14 protein-coding genes are annotated in these 16,362 nt (G+C 42.1%); 10 read left to right on the forward strand and 4 right to left on the reverse strand.

Annotated features, from left to right (window positions below; translation table 11 throughout):
- The first annotated feature begins 39 nt into the window (after positions 1-39).
- The gene (locus GSQ84_RS28150; RefSeq protein WP_254070984.1) at positions 40-1,281 is read left to right on the forward strand and encodes a phosphoketolase family protein; all 1,242 of its coding nucleotides are present in this window, start codon (positions 40-42) and stop codon (positions 1,279-1,281) included.
- A 52-nt stretch (positions 1,282-1,333) separates the two neighbouring features.
- Here the strand turns inward: GSQ84_RS28150 and GSQ84_RS25230 are convergent, their stop codons facing one another.
- On the reverse strand, positions 1,334-2,560 hold the full coding sequence (locus tag GSQ84_RS25230; RefSeq protein WP_158800137.1) for an MFS transporter: 1,227 nt from the start codon (positions 2,558-2,560) through the stop codon (positions 1,334-1,336).
- A 254-nt stretch (positions 2,561-2,814) separates the two neighbouring features.
- On the opposite strand from GSQ84_RS25230, the gene GSQ84_RS25235 reads away from it, so the two are divergent.
- The 6 genes from GSQ84_RS25235 (at position 2,815) to GSQ84_RS25260 (ending at position 7,633) form a co-directional block, all read left to right on the forward strand.
- Positions 2,815-3,129 carry a hypothetical protein gene (locus GSQ84_RS25235; protein ID WP_158800138.1) on the forward strand — a complete coding sequence of 105 codons (315 nt, stop codon included), beginning with the start codon at positions 2,815-2,817 and terminating at the stop codon, positions 3,127-3,129.
- Between the two features lie 118 nt (positions 3,130-3,247).
- Positions 3,248-4,873, forward strand: coding sequence for a dihydroxyacetone kinase subunit DhaK (locus GSQ84_RS25240; RefSeq protein WP_158800139.1), 1,626 nt, complete (start codon positions 3,248-3,250; stop codon positions 4,871-4,873).
- Between the two features lie 352 nt (positions 4,874-5,225).
- Positions 5,226-5,678 (forward strand): hypothetical protein, encoded by a 453-nt coding sequence (locus GSQ84_RS25245; protein ID WP_158800140.1) that lies wholly within the window; start codon positions 5,226-5,228, stop codon positions 5,676-5,678.
- Positions 5,679-5,718: 40 nt separating this feature from the next.
- Positions 5,719-6,213, forward strand: a complete 495-nt coding sequence (locus GSQ84_RS25250; protein WP_158800141.1) for a hypothetical protein — start codon at positions 5,719-5,721, stop codon at positions 6,211-6,213.
- Positions 6,194-7,150, forward strand: a complete 957-nt coding sequence (locus GSQ84_RS25255) for a hypothetical protein (RefSeq protein WP_158800142.1) — start codon at positions 6,194-6,196, stop codon at positions 7,148-7,150. Before GSQ84_RS25250 ends, GSQ84_RS25255 begins: the two co-directional genes overlap by 20 nt.
- 66 nt (positions 7,151-7,216) lie before the next feature.
- Positions 7,217-7,633: a hypothetical protein gene (locus GSQ84_RS25260; protein WP_158800143.1), complete on the forward strand. Its 417-nt coding sequence runs from the start codon at positions 7,217-7,219 to the stop codon at positions 7,631-7,633.
- A gap of 60 nt (positions 7,634-7,693) precedes the next feature.
- On the opposite strand, the gene GSQ84_RS25265 is transcribed toward GSQ84_RS25260, so the two are convergent.
- The 3 genes from GSQ84_RS25265 to GSQ84_RS25275 all read right to left on the reverse strand — a co-directional run bounded on the left by GSQ84_RS25265 (position 7,694) and on the right by GSQ84_RS25275 (position 10,097).
- Positions 7,694-9,259 carry a M81 family metallopeptidase gene (locus tag GSQ84_RS25265; RefSeq protein ID WP_158800144.1) on the reverse strand — a complete coding sequence of 522 codons (1,566 nt, stop codon included), beginning with the start codon at positions 9,257-9,259 and terminating at the stop codon, positions 7,694-7,696.
- 174 nt (positions 9,260-9,433) lie between these two features.
- Positions 9,434-9,625, reverse strand: coding sequence for a hypothetical protein (locus GSQ84_RS25270; RefSeq protein WP_158800145.1), 192 nt, complete (start codon positions 9,623-9,625; stop codon positions 9,434-9,436).
- Positions 9,626-9,629: 4 nt separating this feature from the next.
- Entirely contained in the window at positions 9,630-10,097 is a 468-nt protein-coding gene (locus GSQ84_RS25275; protein ID WP_158800146.1) for a hypothetical protein, read from the reverse strand.
- Between the two features lie 389 nt (positions 10,098-10,486).
- Here GSQ84_RS25275 and GSQ84_RS25280 point away from each other — a divergent pair, with 389 nt between their 5' ends.
- The 3 genes from GSQ84_RS25280 to GSQ84_RS25290 are packed head-to-tail and all read left to right on the forward strand — an operon-like array spanning position 10,487 to position 16,360.
- Positions 10,487-13,813, forward strand: a complete 3,327-nt coding sequence (locus GSQ84_RS25280) for a TonB-dependent receptor (protein WP_158800147.1) — start codon at positions 10,487-10,489, stop codon at positions 13,811-13,813.
- 4 nt (positions 13,814-13,817) lie between these two features.
- Positions 13,818-15,275 (forward strand): RagB/SusD family nutrient uptake outer membrane protein, encoded by a 1,458-nt coding sequence (locus GSQ84_RS25285; protein WP_158800148.1) that lies wholly within the window; start codon positions 13,818-13,820, stop codon positions 15,273-15,275.
- Between the two features lie 23 nt (positions 15,276-15,298).
- Complete coding sequence (locus GSQ84_RS25290) at positions 15,299-16,360, forward strand: LamG domain-containing protein (protein WP_158800149.1); 1,062 nt, start codon at positions 15,299-15,301, stop codon at positions 16,358-16,360.
- Positions 16,361-16,362 lie beyond the last annotated feature (2 nt).

Here is a 16,362-nt window from a genome sequence, read left to right on the forward strand (position 1 = left end):
CCTTATGCCAATGGTGGCCTCTTGTTAAAAGACCTGGTAATGCCGGATTTTAAACAATATGCACTGGAAGTTAAATCGCCAGGTGTTGCCGAGGCAGAGAGTACCCGTAATCTGGGAGGCTTTCTTCGTGATATTTTTAAGTTGAATGAAGAAACGAAGAATTTCAGGCTGTTCTGCCCGGATGAAACAAATTCTAACCGCCTGGAAGCAGTATTTGAAACTACCAACCGTGTTTTTATGGAAAGAATACTGGCTAAGGACGAGAAGCTTGCCTCTGATGGGCGGGTAATGGAAGTGCTGAGTGAACACCTTTGCGAGGGATGGCTGGAAGGTTATCTGCTGACCGGAAGACATGGGATTTTCCCTTGTTATGAGGCTTTTGTAACGATTGTGGATTCCATGTTCAGCCAGTACGCCAAATGGATTAAAACCTCTCGAGAACTGCCATGGCGCAAACCGGTGGCTTCGCTGAATTATTTGCTCACCTCTCACGTTTGGAGACAGGATAATAATGGATACAGCCATCAGGGGCCAGGTTTTATTGATACAGTAGCCAATAAAAAAAGTACGGTGATCCGTATCTATTTACCACCTGATGCCAATACTTTATTGTCGGTGATGGACCATTGCCTGCGCAGTAAGGATTATGTGAATGTAGTGATTGCAGGTAAACAACCCGAACTGCAATGGCTAACCATGGATGAAGCAATTGAGCATTGTGCAAAAGGAGCGTCCGACTGGAAGTGGGCAGGGAATGAAGATGGTGAGGCACCGGATGTGATCCTGGGCTGCGCCGGAGACGTGCCTACCCTGGAAACAGTAGCGGCTGCCTGGCTGCTGAAAGAACACCTGCCAGAGCTGAAAGTCCGTCTGGTAAATGTCGTAGACCTGATGTCTTTATCGCCTGTGGCCTATCACCCGCATGGAATGAGCGAAGAGCTGTTTGATTCGCTGTTCACCACAACAGCCCCTGTGATTTTTGCTTTTCATGGTTATGTGCGCATTGTTCACGACCTGATCCACGGCCGTCCTGATCCCGCACGATTCCATGTGAGGGGATTTATGGAAGAAGGAACTACCACTACACCTTTTGATATGGTAGTGGTAAACCAGATGAGCCGTTTTCACCTGGCTATGGAAGCCGTAAAAAGAGTTCCGCTTTTACATCAGAATGCTGACGCATTTATCAGCTATTGTGAGTCTAAACTGGAAGAACATGTAACCTATATCCGCGCTAATCTTGATGATATGCCAGAAGTGAAGAATTGGAAATGGAGTTAATTAGTAAAATAAATTAAGATGAAGGGCAGTAGCTGTAAGGCTATTGCCTTTTTTAATGTTCTAAAGTGCTGGTTTTTCTGTTTGCCCTGAAAACCAAATACATGATCAATACCGACAGCATGATCAGAATAAAGTAACTGTAACTCAGGTTCCGCTCATCTTTTGCCGGAATAAAATTGATAATGCCATAACTTAAAAACGAGACAATCACATAATTGATCCCGCCGGTAAGGCCACCTGCTATACCCGCATTTTTAGGGAACTTACCCAGGCAATAAGTAAAGTAATTGTTAAAGGTAAATCCTGCACCCACATGAATGATAAAGGCAAAGAAGATCAGTGAGTATAAATTGGATATCAGGCCCAGGCTAATGAACATGGCTATTACAAAAAGCAGCTGCAGCCCAAGGTTTACCACCACCCGCTTGAAAAAAGGTTTGTTGATAGTGGCTTTGCCAATAAACCCGCCAACCATCCAGGCAAATCCCAATACCAGAGAACTGTAACCAGCAATCACAGGGGACAATTTAAAATGATGTTCGATGATAAAAGGCCCGGTCATATTGTAAATCATCACCATACAATAAGCCAGTCCAAGCATGATGATACCCAAGGTAAAACTGGTGGTTTTAATCATGTCAACATATATCCTGGTGATTTTTTTAACATCAAAATCCATCGAATGCTCTAAAGTTTCACCGCTGAAAATAAGTTCCAGAACCACCACAACCACGGCGAACAGCGCTAAAAAGTAAAAGTTGGATTCCCAGCCAAATGAAGTTTGCAGATAACCCCCGATAAAAGGGGCAACAATTGGTCCGGTTGACCAGATAATGGAGAAAAGACTGAGGTAATGTTTCAGCTGCGATCCGCTGTACATATCTACGAAATAGGCCCTTTTGGCCACAATGATTGCACCTACAGTGAGCCCGTGAATAATCCGCATCAGATAAATGATGTAAATGTTTTGGGTATTAGCAATCACTACACTGGCGATGGCAAAGATAACCAGGGAAACCAGTGTAATCTGGTACCTGCCAAAGCTGTCCAGCACACTGCCAATAAATAGTTGGGAAACGCCATAACTGATCAGGAATAAACTCAGGGTAAGCTGCACCTGGATATCGCTCACATGGATGGTTGCCGCCATGGTAGGAAGAGAGGGGATATAGATATCGGTAGCAAAGCCGGATAAAGGGAGTAATGAAAATGCCAGCAGCGTAGCAATACCCTGGTGTTTTTCTTTTATAGATTTGTTTTTCAATGTACTTGTTGTCATATTGCCCTCACCGTGAATTGCTTATCGTTTGAATTGTTTTTGATTATCCTAAAGGGATAGCTATTTATTTTTTCCGGTCCGCAAAATTAGTTTTTTTTAATGCGAAAACTGTAATAAGAACAGCTCTTTAATGTCAGGCTATTGTTTTAATAAAAGCCATTCAAGATCTTCTTTTTTACTGATACCCGTCATATTTAGTGATTGGCAGGGAGGTTATATTCGTATAGATTTCCGAACCATTAAATACTTAAAAAATGTCAGTATATAGTTTAAAAAAAGTAGAAACCATTCATGCGTTAACTATTGATATTGTTGATGAAGAAAATGTCATCCAGCAAAACGATCAGACCAGACAGTTTTTAAACCTGACCTGGGTTTGGGACGGTACCAGGGATAAGGCAGATGAAAAAAGAAAAGTTATTGATGAAATCCAGATAGATCTGGCCTATGTACAAGAAACCTTTGGTGCAGAACTGGCCAATCAGGTGTTAACGCTCATCTATAGAAAAATAGATATGGTGTATTCTTTATTATTCAATTTAAAAAGAAGTAATATGGCAACAGCGTGATTTGTTTGAAGATTTTGTGCCGGCTGAAAAGAAATAAAACAAAACAAATCGAAAGAAATCTCAATACAAATGAAACATCATCCCTCATTCTTTTGTTATCATCATAAAAAGATAAGGTATGAAATTTTTCATCAATGAGACCGACCAAATTGTAAATGAAGCGATAAATGGACTGTTAACCAACCCAAAATTAGCCAAGTTAGATAGCTTTCCGGAAGTGCGCGTAGTGATACGCAAGGACTGGGATAAATCAAAAGTCGCTATCATTTCTGGCGGGGGATCCGGGCATGAACCTGCCCATGCTGGTTTTGTAGGTAAGGGGATGCTTACTGCTGCGATTTGCGGTGATATATTTGCGTCGCCTACTGTAGATGCCGTATTATCTGCTATTTTAGCTGCTACAGGACCTAAAGGCTGTTTATTAATTATAAAGAATTATACAGGAGACCGTTTAAATTTCGGTCTGGCTGCCGAACAGGCGCGTGCCTTAGGCCTTGATGTAAAGACTGTAACGGTAGATGACGATATTGCTCTTGGAAACGATGTCAAAAAAAGAGGATTAGCCGGGACGTTATTTGTCCATAAGATCGCCGGACAACTGGCCGAAGAAGGAAAATCACTAGATGAAATTGCAGTAGCTGCACAAAAGGTAATCGACAGCACGGCTTCCATAGGGCTTTCCCTGACCGAAGTTTTTCACCTCGGACAGGAAACCGTTTCCCGTTTAACAGATCAACAGGTAGAACTGGGGCTGGGAATCCACGGTGAGCCTGGAATAGAAGTTGTAGCCTATGCGCCGGCAGATCAGCTGATGGCATTGGCTATCGATAAGCTGGAAGCAAATTTGCCGGGTAAAAACGGAAGGTATGCCATGATCTTTAATAATATGGGGAGCGTTAGCCCTATAGAAATGAGCCTGCTGGTTAACTCTTTTAGTAAAACCAAACTGGCTGAACAAATAGATTATATGATCGGCCCCGGAGCCCTGATGTCTTCCATCAATATGAGCGGCTTTTCCGTTTCCGTTTTGCTGCTGAACGAAGAATTTGAAAAAGCGTTACTGGCACCTGCAGAACCTTCTTCATGGCAGGTACAGTCATTTAAAAAACCAGCTACAATCAGCAGTCCTAAACTTCCTGAAACGATGCCTTACGAAGCTTCAGCCAATAGTGGGGTACAAAAGCTTATTGAGGAAGTGGCTGGCCTATTGGTAGCCATCGAAAAAGAGATCAATGGCCTTGACGCCAAAGTAGGTGATGGCGATGCCGGATCTACCTTTGCTTTAGCTGGCAAACGCCTTCAGGCAGTAGTGGCTAAACTTCCGTTAAATGATACCGGTAAATTACTGCTCACACTAGGCCGTATCCTGGCCAGGGAAGCAGGGGGCTCAAGTGGTGTCTTGTTGTCTATCCTGTTTACGGCTGCCGGAAATGCTTATTCAAAAAATCCTGACCTGGGTAAAGCCTTAGTGGAAGGATTGCAAAAGGTAAAAGATTATGGCGGGGCTGAAAAAGGCGACAGAACAATGATTGATGCACTGCAACCTGCTTTTGAATCGCTGGCAAAAAAAGAATCGCTGGCAATTGCTGCACAACAGGCAAGGGATGGGGCCGATAATACCAAAAATATTATCAATACTAAGTTCGGACGTTCGTCTTATTTATCTGAGGCGGTATTAAGGAATATTCCAGACCCCGGTGCTGAAGTTATTGCCAGGGTTTTTGAGAAAATTGCTTCCCTGTAATAGCCATTATTAAATTGTAAACAATTCAGGAACCATCGTCATACATTGACGATGGTTTTTTTACGGCATTTATTGAAATTTAATGCAAACCCGGGTTTACTCCATGCAGGAATAAACCCGGGTTTGCAGTCTTTTCGCTAAATAGGATCTATAAATACGTTTTAGCTATAAATTGCTAAATATAAGTGTTTTAACTATTGTAAAAATAGCAATTAATGACCATTTTTTTCGGTTATCCCATTTTCTAGCTTCGTGAAATGGAATCAAAATCATAATTGATGATGGACTGTTAAACAAAGGGGGTAGCTGAAAACCCTAATTAGAGTAGGCCCCAAATTATAAACCTAATACTATGAACAAATTAAGATTTACAATGCTACTTATGGTAGTTTTATTGTTTTCATTCAGTGCCTTTAGCCAGGTTGCATTAACAGTTAATAAACCTCTGTCAGAGAGTGACAAACAAGAGGTAAGTACCATTTTGAAGTCGTTTGACGCGAATTCATATAAACTGAATATGAAATCTGAAAAAGGCAGTTTAATGATGGGTAAAGCAACCGCAAAAGGACTGGCAAGTGTAGGACAAAAAAACACTACCAGAACAGTAGGATCAGGCGCTGTAGCTTCTACCAATACCAACAACAATGTATTCAAAAATGCTGTAATGAGCACTAACACGAACAACAACGTGTTCAAAGTAATGAGTACCAATACCAACAATAACGTCTTTGTACAAGGAAAATACACAAATAGCCAGCTGAGCAAGATGGATAAGCTGTATACTATTCTAAGCAAATACCAATAAACCGATAAACAATTTAGTTTAACAGTCCATTTCCAATCCTTTGAATAACGTTAAAAAAATACTTATCCTGATCCATTTTGGGCTTGTCTTTATCACGGTGACCCACTTATTCGAGTTGATCAACTGGAATCCATTATCATCCGTTGTAGGCTTATATTCATCCTATACCTATGCCAACAGGAATTTCGGCTTTTTTGCACCAACGGTAAATGAAGATTATGTGTTAAACCTGAAGGTCTATCAAAAGAACGATTCCCTTGGCCATCCATTTTTATTAAACCAGCCTAATCTGGAAAGTAAAATCCGGTACCTGACTATGCTCTGGCATTTTAGTGAAGGAAACAGTAAATCCCAGATGGATCTGTTCGCCAGGTCCTGGGGCTTGTACTGCATGAATACAGACAGCGCGGTGAACCAGGTACTGATTACCGTTCACAAAAATATTATTCCTACCATGAAACAATTCAGGGAGGGCAAACGGGTCACTAAAAACCTGTATTATCAAACTACCATCTATGCTAAAGAAGCTGAATAAATTATACTCTTCCATATTTAAGTTTATTGAGGTTGAAAAACCAACTTACCCCTTATTGTTTTTCCGTATGGGGCTGGCGCTTATTTGTATAGGAAAACTAGCTGTCCTAAGTGCCAATTACCTCACCTTTTACGGGCAATATGGATTATTACAATGGACAATTTCTAAAGTAAGTAATTATAACTTTTCTCCCCATATCGGTGATTATTCCCTTTTCCTGGCTAAACTGTTCAGTATCTCTCCTGATGACGCTGCTGTAATGGTGATGAAAATATTCTTTTTCTCCTGTATATGTCTGTTTTTTGGACTGTTTACCAAAATCAGCACTTTTCTCTGTTTTATCCTGCATCTGGCTTATATCAATACCGGAAGCGGAATTGTTTATGGCGTGGAGGTATTTACGCAGTTATCCTTATTTTATGCTTTGTTTTTTCCATTGAACAGCACCTATGCTTTGGATTCCCTGATCGGTATCAGTCAATATAAAAAAGCATCTGTTTCAGCGGGTATTGCCATGCGTATGATCCAGATACAAATGTGTTTTGTATATCTTTCTTCAGGGATAGAAAAATGCCTGGGTAAACAGTGGCTGAATGGAGAAGCAATCTGGAGAACCTTCATGATGCCCATCTTTAACAATTACAATTTTTCCTGGATTGCCTTTTATCCCTTTCTTCCATTGCTGATGGGGATAGGGGTTCTGATTATAGAAATAGGCTATACCTATTTTATGTGGAAGAAGAACATCAGGGTGATATGGCTGGTGATGATCGTTGGGCTGCACCTGGGGATAGGAATATTAATGGGCATGTGGTTTTTCGCATCCATTATGATCTTTCTTTCACTGTTTGCCTTTGGGGCGGATGTGATCAGTGATATCGCAGCCTATCGCGCTAAAGAAGCCAGACCTGTTCAGCACTACGCAGGGTTGAACTGAGATAATTAAATACAGGGGGAAGCTGAAAAACCTTTAAAGAGTAGGCGCAAATATAAATTCTATACCATGAATAGTTTAAAAGCTATAGTAGTACCCCTGGTAATTTCTTTTTTTTCTATTGCCAGTTATGGTCAGGTTGCACTAAGCGTGAGCAAGCCCCTGTCACAAAGGGATAAACAGGAGGTAACTACCATTTTAAGCTCGTTTGATGCAAATTCATATAAAATTGATATCAAAGCACAAAGAGGAAATTTAAACATGGGCCGTGCAAAAGGCCTGGCCAGTGTAGGACAGAAGAATACCGCCAGACCCGCATTAAACGGAAAAATTAGTACTACCAAATCTACATTGATTACCAATGCTAATATTTTCCAATTGATGAGTACCAATACTAATAATAATATTTTCAAGGAAGGTAAGTATACTAATAATCAGCTAACAAAAATGGATAAGCTGTATAGTATCTTAACCAAATACCAGTAATACGAAATCCAGTGCTCATCTATTGTAATAATGGATAACACTGGATTTCCTTCTGTTGCCTTAAAGACTATCAGATGCGGGCACCAGCTTTGCTTTAAGATCTGGTTCCTTCATATCTTTATCAAATGGAAACATTGGCCGTTCAATTCTTTTGTAAGGAAGACGCTCCAGGTTCTGGTCTACACCGCCCGGGGTTAAAGCCAATATCCAGTCGGCCCTCATGGCATACAATTCAGGCTCCAGGTAACCAATTTTTACGACAACTATATCCGACTGGCGGGGGTGAAGCCCCAAATTTGTAAAATCAATTTCTTTGTGGTAAGGCTTACGTTTTTGGGTAACGATCACATTTACGCTTCCTACTTTTACTACTACTTCAATGCCTGCATCTTTGTCTCCTTTTACAATGGACTCTACCGTGCCTGATAATTTAATGGGAGGTGCAAAACGAGCATCAATGGCAGCGCCTGCATAACCATCAACTGGTTTACCTACGCCGGCAGCTATTGCTTTTTTTACCAGTTCGGGCCCCGGAATAGAAGCATATATCAATGATGGTCCGTTCGCTGATTTAAACTCCGGCCTTTTTAGTATTTCCGTTAAAGTCCAGGTTACATCTCCGGCACCACCTGCAGTAGGGTTGTCTCCAGAATCACTAATGAAAAACGGGTGTTTTTTACTGGCTACCGCTTTATCCAGGCTTTCTTTAAGGGTACCTGTAGGTGCTACAAATTCAAAGCGCGACCGGGCATCCCAGAAGTCTTTCGCCAGGCGCTCCGCCGTAGCCGTTACTTTTTCTTTATCATCTCCGGTTACCATCACCACCGCATGGTTACGGGGTTCGTCAGCCCAGGCATAACCTATCCAGATGGCGGCGTCTATAATACCTTCCTGTGCAGCAGCGGGAGCTACCTCATGGTACAGGCTTTTCCCTGGTTCTATTCTTGTACTCGTTTTTTCACCTGGCAATAGGATGGGAACAGATACATAGGCTTTGTAAGCAGGTTTTCCCTTTCCGCTGGTTATTCTTTCCAGCAGGTTCTGTACGGCACGTTTTTTAGTGTCCATTGCATCTTCATGAGGTGCCATCCGGTAACAGGTGATCAGGTCAGAATTTTTGGCCAGTCGCCAGGAAACATTTCCATGCAGGTCCATTGAAGTGGAAATAATCGTTTTACCACCTACTACTTTGCGGATCCTTTCAATGAAATCACCTTCGGGATCTGGCAGGCCCACCACACTCATGGCGCCATGGATGTCAAAATACAGTCCATCATAAGGAAGATGTTTTTTTAATGAATCCAGTGTTTTATTGACCAGCGACTCATAAGCTGCTCTGGTAACAGCACCCCCAGGTAGTGCATGCCCGGTAAGTGTAGGGAACCAGATCGCTTTCTGGCGTAGCGGGGAATCAATAGCCATAAAAGGATAAGTAGTAAATACATCAGCCCCATACTTCGCTTTAAAAGCCTCTTCAAGAGATAGGGCAGGAGAAAATGTACTGGATTCTATGCCTAATCCGGCAATAGCAATACGGGGCCGGTGCTGATCTGCCTGTGCGTAAGAATGTAAGGCTAAAATTACCAGCGTAAGACAAAAAATGATCGATAAGAGTGGTTTCTTCATGTGAATATTAAAAAATTGCCAGTAATTAATTTGCTGGCCTTAAAATACTGAAAAAACGCCCTTTTAAATAGTAATTTCTGTTAAAAAAGAAATTCTCATTATAGTTCGTATAATGAGAATTATAAATAAGGGCCCTATACTGAACTTATCTATATTAAACTTAGTGAAAAAAACTTAGCTAAGTTGATTTACTAGTTGTTTGCTGGGTAATCCAACTCTTTTGAGCAACTCTAGCGCTTCATTAGCCTTACGGATCATTACAGGGTCATTGTCAAAACTTTTCATAGTTTTATCAACTATACCTTTGCCAAACCCGTTGATTATTGAAACTTTTTTAATTATTGTTTTCATTTTATCTCCTTTCATTTTGTTATATATCAAATTTAAATAATTCTTTCTTCTTTACCAAAAAACCAGTGTAATTTTTTTTGCGTTCAAAATGTGTCCATTGATCGTCTTTTAATCCTAAGATATTATAGTCTAACTTCATATGTTCCAACAAACGGGAAGCCGCCATTTGGTATAATCTTGTTCTGGACGGGGTACTGCCTACGATCAATATAAAGTACTTCATATAATGCGCACAAAATTCATTGATAATACTTGCAACCGTAGCTAACACTAAATCTTTGTCTTCATTATTGCTGATAGCCCGGTCATCTATTTTACCCGTAACAGCATCTTCATCACCAAACCCTAAATTATAGACAGTCTCATTGAGATAGGAAACCTGATGGAACCTGACTGTTTTTTTTAGGTGCCCTTTAGGCCCTGAACTATAAAAGGCGTAATTCTTAAAATCATCACTAACAAAGTAGGCGTAACGTTCTAAATTCATATTGATCTCTGGTGTTTGGTTACTGATAGTTGTCTAAAACAAAAGTACACATATTTATTTATTTACGAAATAAAATATCAAATTAAATAATTAATATACAATTGAAGATTATTTATGTCTAATTTAGAATATTTGTCAATTTTTAGATTTGACTTTATTATATTAATTAATTTGTAATTAAGATAAGTGAAATTCGTTTTTCATCAAAAATCAATTAGCGTTTAGTAAACATTTGTTCATCCAAGCAAGACCCATAGAATAGTAAAAAAGCAGTATTTTATTTATACAAAAGACAATAATCATGTTTAAAATTTCTACTAAATAAATTTATTTAAAACAATTTGCTCAATTGTTTTGTATTATTCTCATTACTATATTCTGCCAAATATATGATGAGATCCTTACTCGTAAAAAATTACCTTGTTCTTGCTCTGCCCTTCATGGTTTTTGCGGCCCATGCACAGCAAACACCAGACTCTTTAAAACGTCAGCCCGCTCAAACAGATACGCTGAAGAAACCCATAATTCCTCCAAAACCTATATCACAAGATACCACTAAAGCAAAAGCTGGCCAAAAGCCAGACTCTCTAAAACGCCAGCCTGCCCAACCCGATACGCTGAAGAAACCTGTAATTACCCCAAAACCTGTACCGCAGGATACCGGCAAAATAAAACAAGATACCAGTAAAACAAAACCTGCAGTAGCAGATACAACCATGAATGGTATCGTTCAGGGAGTAGTGAAAGATGCCCAGGGAAATCCGGTGTCAGGGGCTAGTGTTCGGGTGCGCGGAACAGAAATTCGTGTTAAAACAGATGCTACCGGTCACTTTAGTATTCCAATGCGCAAGCCGGCTACAACGCTGCAAATTAGTTTTGTAGGTTTCGTTACGCAAACCATACAGCCGGGCAACCAAAAGAATTTAACTATTTCGCTCACCGCAGGAAGCCAGTCGCTCAATGAGGTGGTGATCACTGGGTATGGTTCGCAGCAAAAGAAAGACCTTACAGGAGCTGTTTCCCAGATCAAAACCTCAGACATTGATAATATGCCTGTGGGAGGTGTAGACCAGGTGATGCAGGGTAAAGCCGCGGGCGTGTCAGTTACCCAGGGAACAGGTGCTCCGGGAGAAGCCATTGCCGTTCGTATCCGTGGGGTAGGAACAATTAACAACAACAACCCGCTTTATGTAATTGATGGTGTACCTACTACTTCTGGTATCAATCAGATCTCACCTTCAGATATTGAAAGCATCAGCATCTTAAAAGATGCATCTTCTGCTTCTATATACGGTGCCAGGGCATCAAACGGGGTAGTAGTAGTGACCACTAAAAAAGGGCAATCGGGCAAACCACGTTTTAGCATTAACCAGTATACAGGAGTGCAAACCCATGGCGACCTGATCAAGATGGCTAATACCCAGCAATATGTAAATGCCTTTAACACAGCCGCCGCTGCTGATGGCAGGGAACAGATCCCCGCAAGTTTAGCATCAGGCCTTCCTGATATCAACTGGCAGAAAGAAGTTCTTAAGCCAGCGATCATCAACAATACGAATCTTTCTGTTAACGGAGGAAGCGAAAACAGTACTTACATCATTTCTGCTAACTACTACAAACAGGATGGATTGATCAATAACAGCGGTTACGACCGCTTTAACCTGCGTACTTCCGTAAACAGTACCTTGTCTAAAATATTTTCAACAGGAGTTAATCTGAATTTATCCTATGCAAAAACCGCACAGGTAGGTGCTTCCGGAGATGGATCAGGTGATGGCAACCAGGGGGCAAGTGTAATCAGATATGCCCTGTTCAGAAATCCGGGAACACCAGTGTATCAAAGTAATGGCGACTATGTAGATCTGCCGCCTAATCCTGCTTTTTTTGGAGACGGCTTAAATCCGGTAGGTTATGCAGATAACTTTGATCGTAATTACAATGCCTACAGTGTATTGGGCGATGTATTTGTGGAAGCCAATATTCTAAAAGGGTTAAAACTGAAAAGTACCCTTGGCGGTAACCTGGGCATCACAGATTTTAAGCAGTTCTTTAAAATCTGGGGCAGCGACCGTTTTAATAATTCACCGGGCAGTCTGGCGCGTTCCAACGCAAATCAGCTGGATTACAACTGGACAAATACCTTAACCTATAATTTTAAGCTGGATGATAAACAAACCATCAATTTATTGGGCGGTTCTGAAATCATCAAAAGCCGTATCAATGGCTTGTCTGCCTCCAGAACAATTTTTCCCAACCAGACTACAAATTTTCAATACCTCGATAATGGGATTGGCGTAGAACAAAACGGAGAGAATCAATCCAGTTGGGCGCTGTTTTCACTTTTTGGTCGTGCCGATTACCAGTTTGCTGATAAATACCTGGCTAGCTTTACCGTCCGCCGCGATGGTTCCTCACGCTTAAGTCCGGATAACCGCTACGGTGAATTTTACTCCGGATCTTTGGGCTGGCGCTTAGACCAGGAGAATTTCCTGAAAGATTTTAAACCCCTTAATTTGCTGAAGCTTCGCGTAAGTATCGGGCAAACGGGTAACCAGGAGATCAGCAATAATGCCTATACCACTTTAAACTCACTAGTTGGCTTTTATCCATTTGGCGGCACACCGGCTATTGGAAATTCTATTACTTCCAGGGGTAACAGCAATATCACCTGGGAAACCAGTACGCAAACAAACTTCGGACTGGATGCCGCATTTTTTGATAATAACCTTCAATTCAGCGCAGATTATTTTATCCGCGACAATTCCAATATTCTATTTGCCAACCCGCTGCCGCCAAGTGATGGCGGAGGGGCAAGCCCTTATGTCAACGCCGGTAAGGTACGCAACAAGGGGCTGGAGCTTTCTCTTTCCTACCATCAGAAACTTTCCGAAAACTGGCGTTTTGATGTTTCTGGAAACATAGCTACCCTGCAGAACAAAGTGCTTTCACTGGATGGCCAGTCTATTCCCGGAGGTCTGATCGGTAATAACTATTATGCTACGCTTACCACTGTAGGACAACCCATAGGGGCGTTTTACCTGATTCCTATGGAAGGGATCTTCCAGAACAAGCAGGACATCTTTACCCATGCTTATCAGGGTGCCGGTATACAGCCCGGAGATGTGAAATATAAAGATACCAATGGCGATGGCGTGATTGACGAAAAAGACCGCGTAGTTGCCGGCAGCCCCATCCCTAAATTCACCTATGGTTTAACTACCAACCTGGCTTATAAGAATTTTGACATCAGCCTTTTCTTCCAGGGTGCTTATGGTAATAAACTGTACAACCAGGTGAGAACAGATATTGAGGGTTTCTACCGTGCATTTAATATTACCGAGCGGGTAGCTACCGGCAGCTGGAATGGTGATGGAAGTACCAATGAATTTCCGCGTTTAACATGGGACCCATCTTCTTCCGCTAACAATGTAAGGCCTTCCACACGTTTCCTGGAAAGCGGCTCTTATGTACGTTTAAAAAATGCACAGCTGGGTTATACGTTTAGTCCTAAACTGCTTAGCCGTTTAAAACTGGCTTCAGTAAGGGTGTATGTGAGCGGACAAAACCTGCTGACCATCACAAAATATACAGGTTTAGATCCTGAAATCTATACCAGCAGCAATGCACAGGCCGACGGGGTACGGGCTGTAGGAATTGACTGGGGAACGTATCCTTCTGCTAGGACATATACTTTGGGCGTTAATGTTAACTTTTAAATCCATGAAGAACTTATATATAGTATTGTTTTCAGCTATCCTGCTTTCAGTTACGGGATGTAAAAAAGCGCTTGATCAGCCAGCACTGGGCTTTTATTCGAATGACGACCTCTTTGGTAATGATGCTACGGCACGTACCGCGGTTAATGCCGCTTATATTCCCTTAACTTTTACCGATGGAGCAGCCAATCCGCTTTGGGTACTGGGAGATGTTTCCTCTGATGATGCCGTGATTGGCGGTAATGCCGGGGAGCAGGCAGATTACACCAGTATTGATTTGTTCAATATCCTTCCGGCCAATTCTGCCGTGCAAGCCTTATGGGCCCGCTATTACGATGGCATAAGCCGATGTAATGTAGTAACAGACGGACTCACAGCCGATAACAAAAAAGTTTCTGATGCTGTAAAAACAGAGTCTATTGGAGAGGTGAAATTCCTCAGGGCGTATTATTATTTTATGCTGACTAACTTTTACGGGAATATCCCGCTTCGCTTAAAGGTAAGTTCCATTACTGATGCATCCTTACCAGCTTCTACCCAGGCACAGGTATACGTTCAGATAGAAAAAGATCTTACGGATGCCGCTGCCGGTTTACCGGAAAAGTGGACCGCTGCAACAGATAACGGACGGGCTACAAAAGGTGCGGCACTGGCATTGCTCTCCAAGGCGTCATTATTTGAAAAGAAATATACTGAGGCTGTACAATATGCAACGCAGGTAGAGGCCTTGGGTTACCAGTTAACCGCTAATTACGATGACAACTTTACCGTTTCTGCGAAAAACAATTCGGAGGTTATTTTTACCGTATGGCATGTAAGCGGTGCGCAACCATCACAGGGTAATTCATTGAATTACTGGTTTGCACCACGCTCATTAAATGGGGCTGGTGTTTTTTATCCTACACAGGCCCTGGTTGATAATTTTGAACCCGGAGATCCCCGCCTGGACTTTACCGTTGCCCGCGCTGGTCAGCCTTATTTTGACAGTAGCTTTGATCCTTCATGGACAACCACAGGTTACCTGTCTAAAAAACATGTGCAGCCTTTAAGTGAAGTTCCGGCTTCTACCAAAAACGATGGCAACCTCAATTATGAGGCCATCCGTTTCGCAGATATCCTGCTGGTAAAAGCAGAGGCACTGAATGAACTGGGGCAATCGTCTGCAGCATTGGTTCCACTCAACCAGATACGCAGCAGGGCCCGAAGTAATTATGTGGGTAATGCTCCTGACGGACTACTTGCGCCTGTTACAACAGCAGATCAGACACAGCTGAGAGACCTGATCCGCCGCGAACGCCGCTCAGAACTGGCCCTTGAATTTCAGCGCTTCTTTGATGTGATCCGCTACGGACAAACTTATGCTGAAGCCGTATTGAAACCAGATGCACCGAATTTCAATTATGGAAACAATAAGTTCTTCCCGATTCCCCAGACAGAGTTGAATACCAACGGAAATTTATAATGATCAGTTTAACAAACCAGACCATGACGCTTAACATAAAACCTCTATATAATCTTTTGATTGCCACAGGACTTTTAGCGGGAACTTTGATCACCTCTTCCTGTAAACACAATGATGCAACACCCGTTTATACGGCAAACAAAGCACAGTTAAAACAGCTCACCGATTCTTTAAACCTGGTTTATACCAGTTCTATTGAAGGACATGATCTAGGCCAATACCCTAAGCAGGCAAGGACCGATTTAAAAGAATCCCTCGACCTTGCCGCGGCTGTAAACACCGGAAATTTTACGTCACAGGAAGTAAGTAACGCTTATGCTAATTTACGCAGGGCAGCGACAGCTTTCAGCGGCAGGATCATCGAAGAAGTGGCAGCAGCAAACCTCGTTGCCAAATGGCTGTTTACAGGAAATGCAATGGATGCAACTGCAAACCATCATGACGGGCAGCTGATGTCTGGTATCATTGGCACCGAGGGACATCCCGCTGATGGAGGGACTTTGCCTGTGCTCACCACAGACCGGTTCGGACAAGCCGGAAGTGCTTATGAGTTTACTAATGGTGCCTATATTGAGGTTCCTTACACCGTTGCGCTCAACCCGGGAATGCTGAGCATCAGTTTATGGATAAATCCCAAGGAAACCAATAGCGATAATTATATGATGTCGCTCGACCGGTGGAATGGGTTTAAATTCCAGTTACAGACAGACAATTTCCTCTACATGACGGTGAAAACTCCCGCTTCAACTTTCGATAATGATAGCAATCCTGGTAAAATGACTGTAGGGGCATGGCATCATGCCGTGGTTACGGTTGGTAACGGTGCTATTAACTTTTATATTGATGGGGCATTGTCGAAATCCACAAGTCTGGCAGGAACTCTGGTTCAGCTGGCCAGCCCCGTTAACCTGGCTATCGGGCAGCAGCTGCCAAAGGATAAATTCAATTTTACGGATAGCACTGATCCTAATTATTTTTACGGAGGAACTTTTTTCAGGGGATCACTGGATGATATCCGGTATTACAATAAAGTGCTGACTACCGCTGAAGTGACACAGATCTATAACAATGAGAAACCAAATTAATA

Source organism: Pedobacter sp. L105 (assembly GCF_009765875.1).
Classification (GTDB): domain Bacteria; phylum Bacteroidota; class Bacteroidia; order Sphingobacteriales; family Sphingobacteriaceae; genus Pedobacter.

Bases quoted from the DNA above. Each gene is read 5' to 3' on its own strand.
- GSQ84_RS28150 (WP_254070984.1), top strand. From the start codon at position 40: ATGCCGGATTTTAAACAATATGCACTGGAAGTTAAATCGCCAGGTGTT.
- GSQ84_RS25230 (WP_158800137.1), bottom strand. From the start codon at position 2,560: ATGACAACAAGTACATTGAAAAACAAATCTATAAAAGAAAAACACCAG.
- GSQ84_RS25235 (WP_158800138.1), top strand. From the start codon at position 2,815: ATGTCAGTATATAGTTTAAAAAAAGTAGAAACCATTCATGCGTTAACT.
- GSQ84_RS25240 (WP_158800139.1), top strand. From the start codon at position 3,248: ATGAAATTTTTCATCAATGAGACCGACCAAATTGTAAATGAAGCGATA.
- GSQ84_RS25245 (WP_158800140.1), top strand. From the start codon at position 5,226: ATGAACAAATTAAGATTTACAATGCTACTTATGGTAGTTTTATTGTTT.
- GSQ84_RS25255 (WP_158800142.1), top strand. From the start codon at position 6,194: ATGCTAAAGAAGCTGAATAAATTATACTCTTCCATATTTAAGTTTATT.
- GSQ84_RS25260 (WP_158800143.1), top strand. From the start codon at position 7,217: ATGAATAGTTTAAAAGCTATAGTAGTACCCCTGGTAATTTCTTTTTTT.
- GSQ84_RS25265 (WP_158800144.1), bottom strand. From the start codon at position 9,259: ATGAAGAAACCACTCTTATCGATCATTTTTTGTCTTACGCTGGTAATT.
- GSQ84_RS25270 (WP_158800145.1), bottom strand. From the start codon at position 9,625: ATGAAAGGAGATAAAATGAAAACAATAATTAAAAAAGTTTCAATAATC.
- GSQ84_RS25275 (WP_158800146.1), bottom strand. From the start codon at position 10,097: ATGAATTTAGAACGTTACGCCTACTTTGTTAGTGATGATTTTAAGAAT.
- GSQ84_RS25280 (WP_158800147.1), top strand. From the start codon at position 10,487: ATGATGAGATCCTTACTCGTAAAAAATTACCTTGTTCTTGCTCTGCCC.
- GSQ84_RS25285 (WP_158800148.1), top strand. From the start codon at position 13,818: ATGAAGAACTTATATATAGTATTGTTTTCAGCTATCCTGCTTTCAGTT.
- GSQ84_RS25290 (WP_158800149.1), top strand. From the start codon at position 15,299: ATGACGCTTAACATAAAACCTCTATATAATCTTTTGATTGCCACAGGA.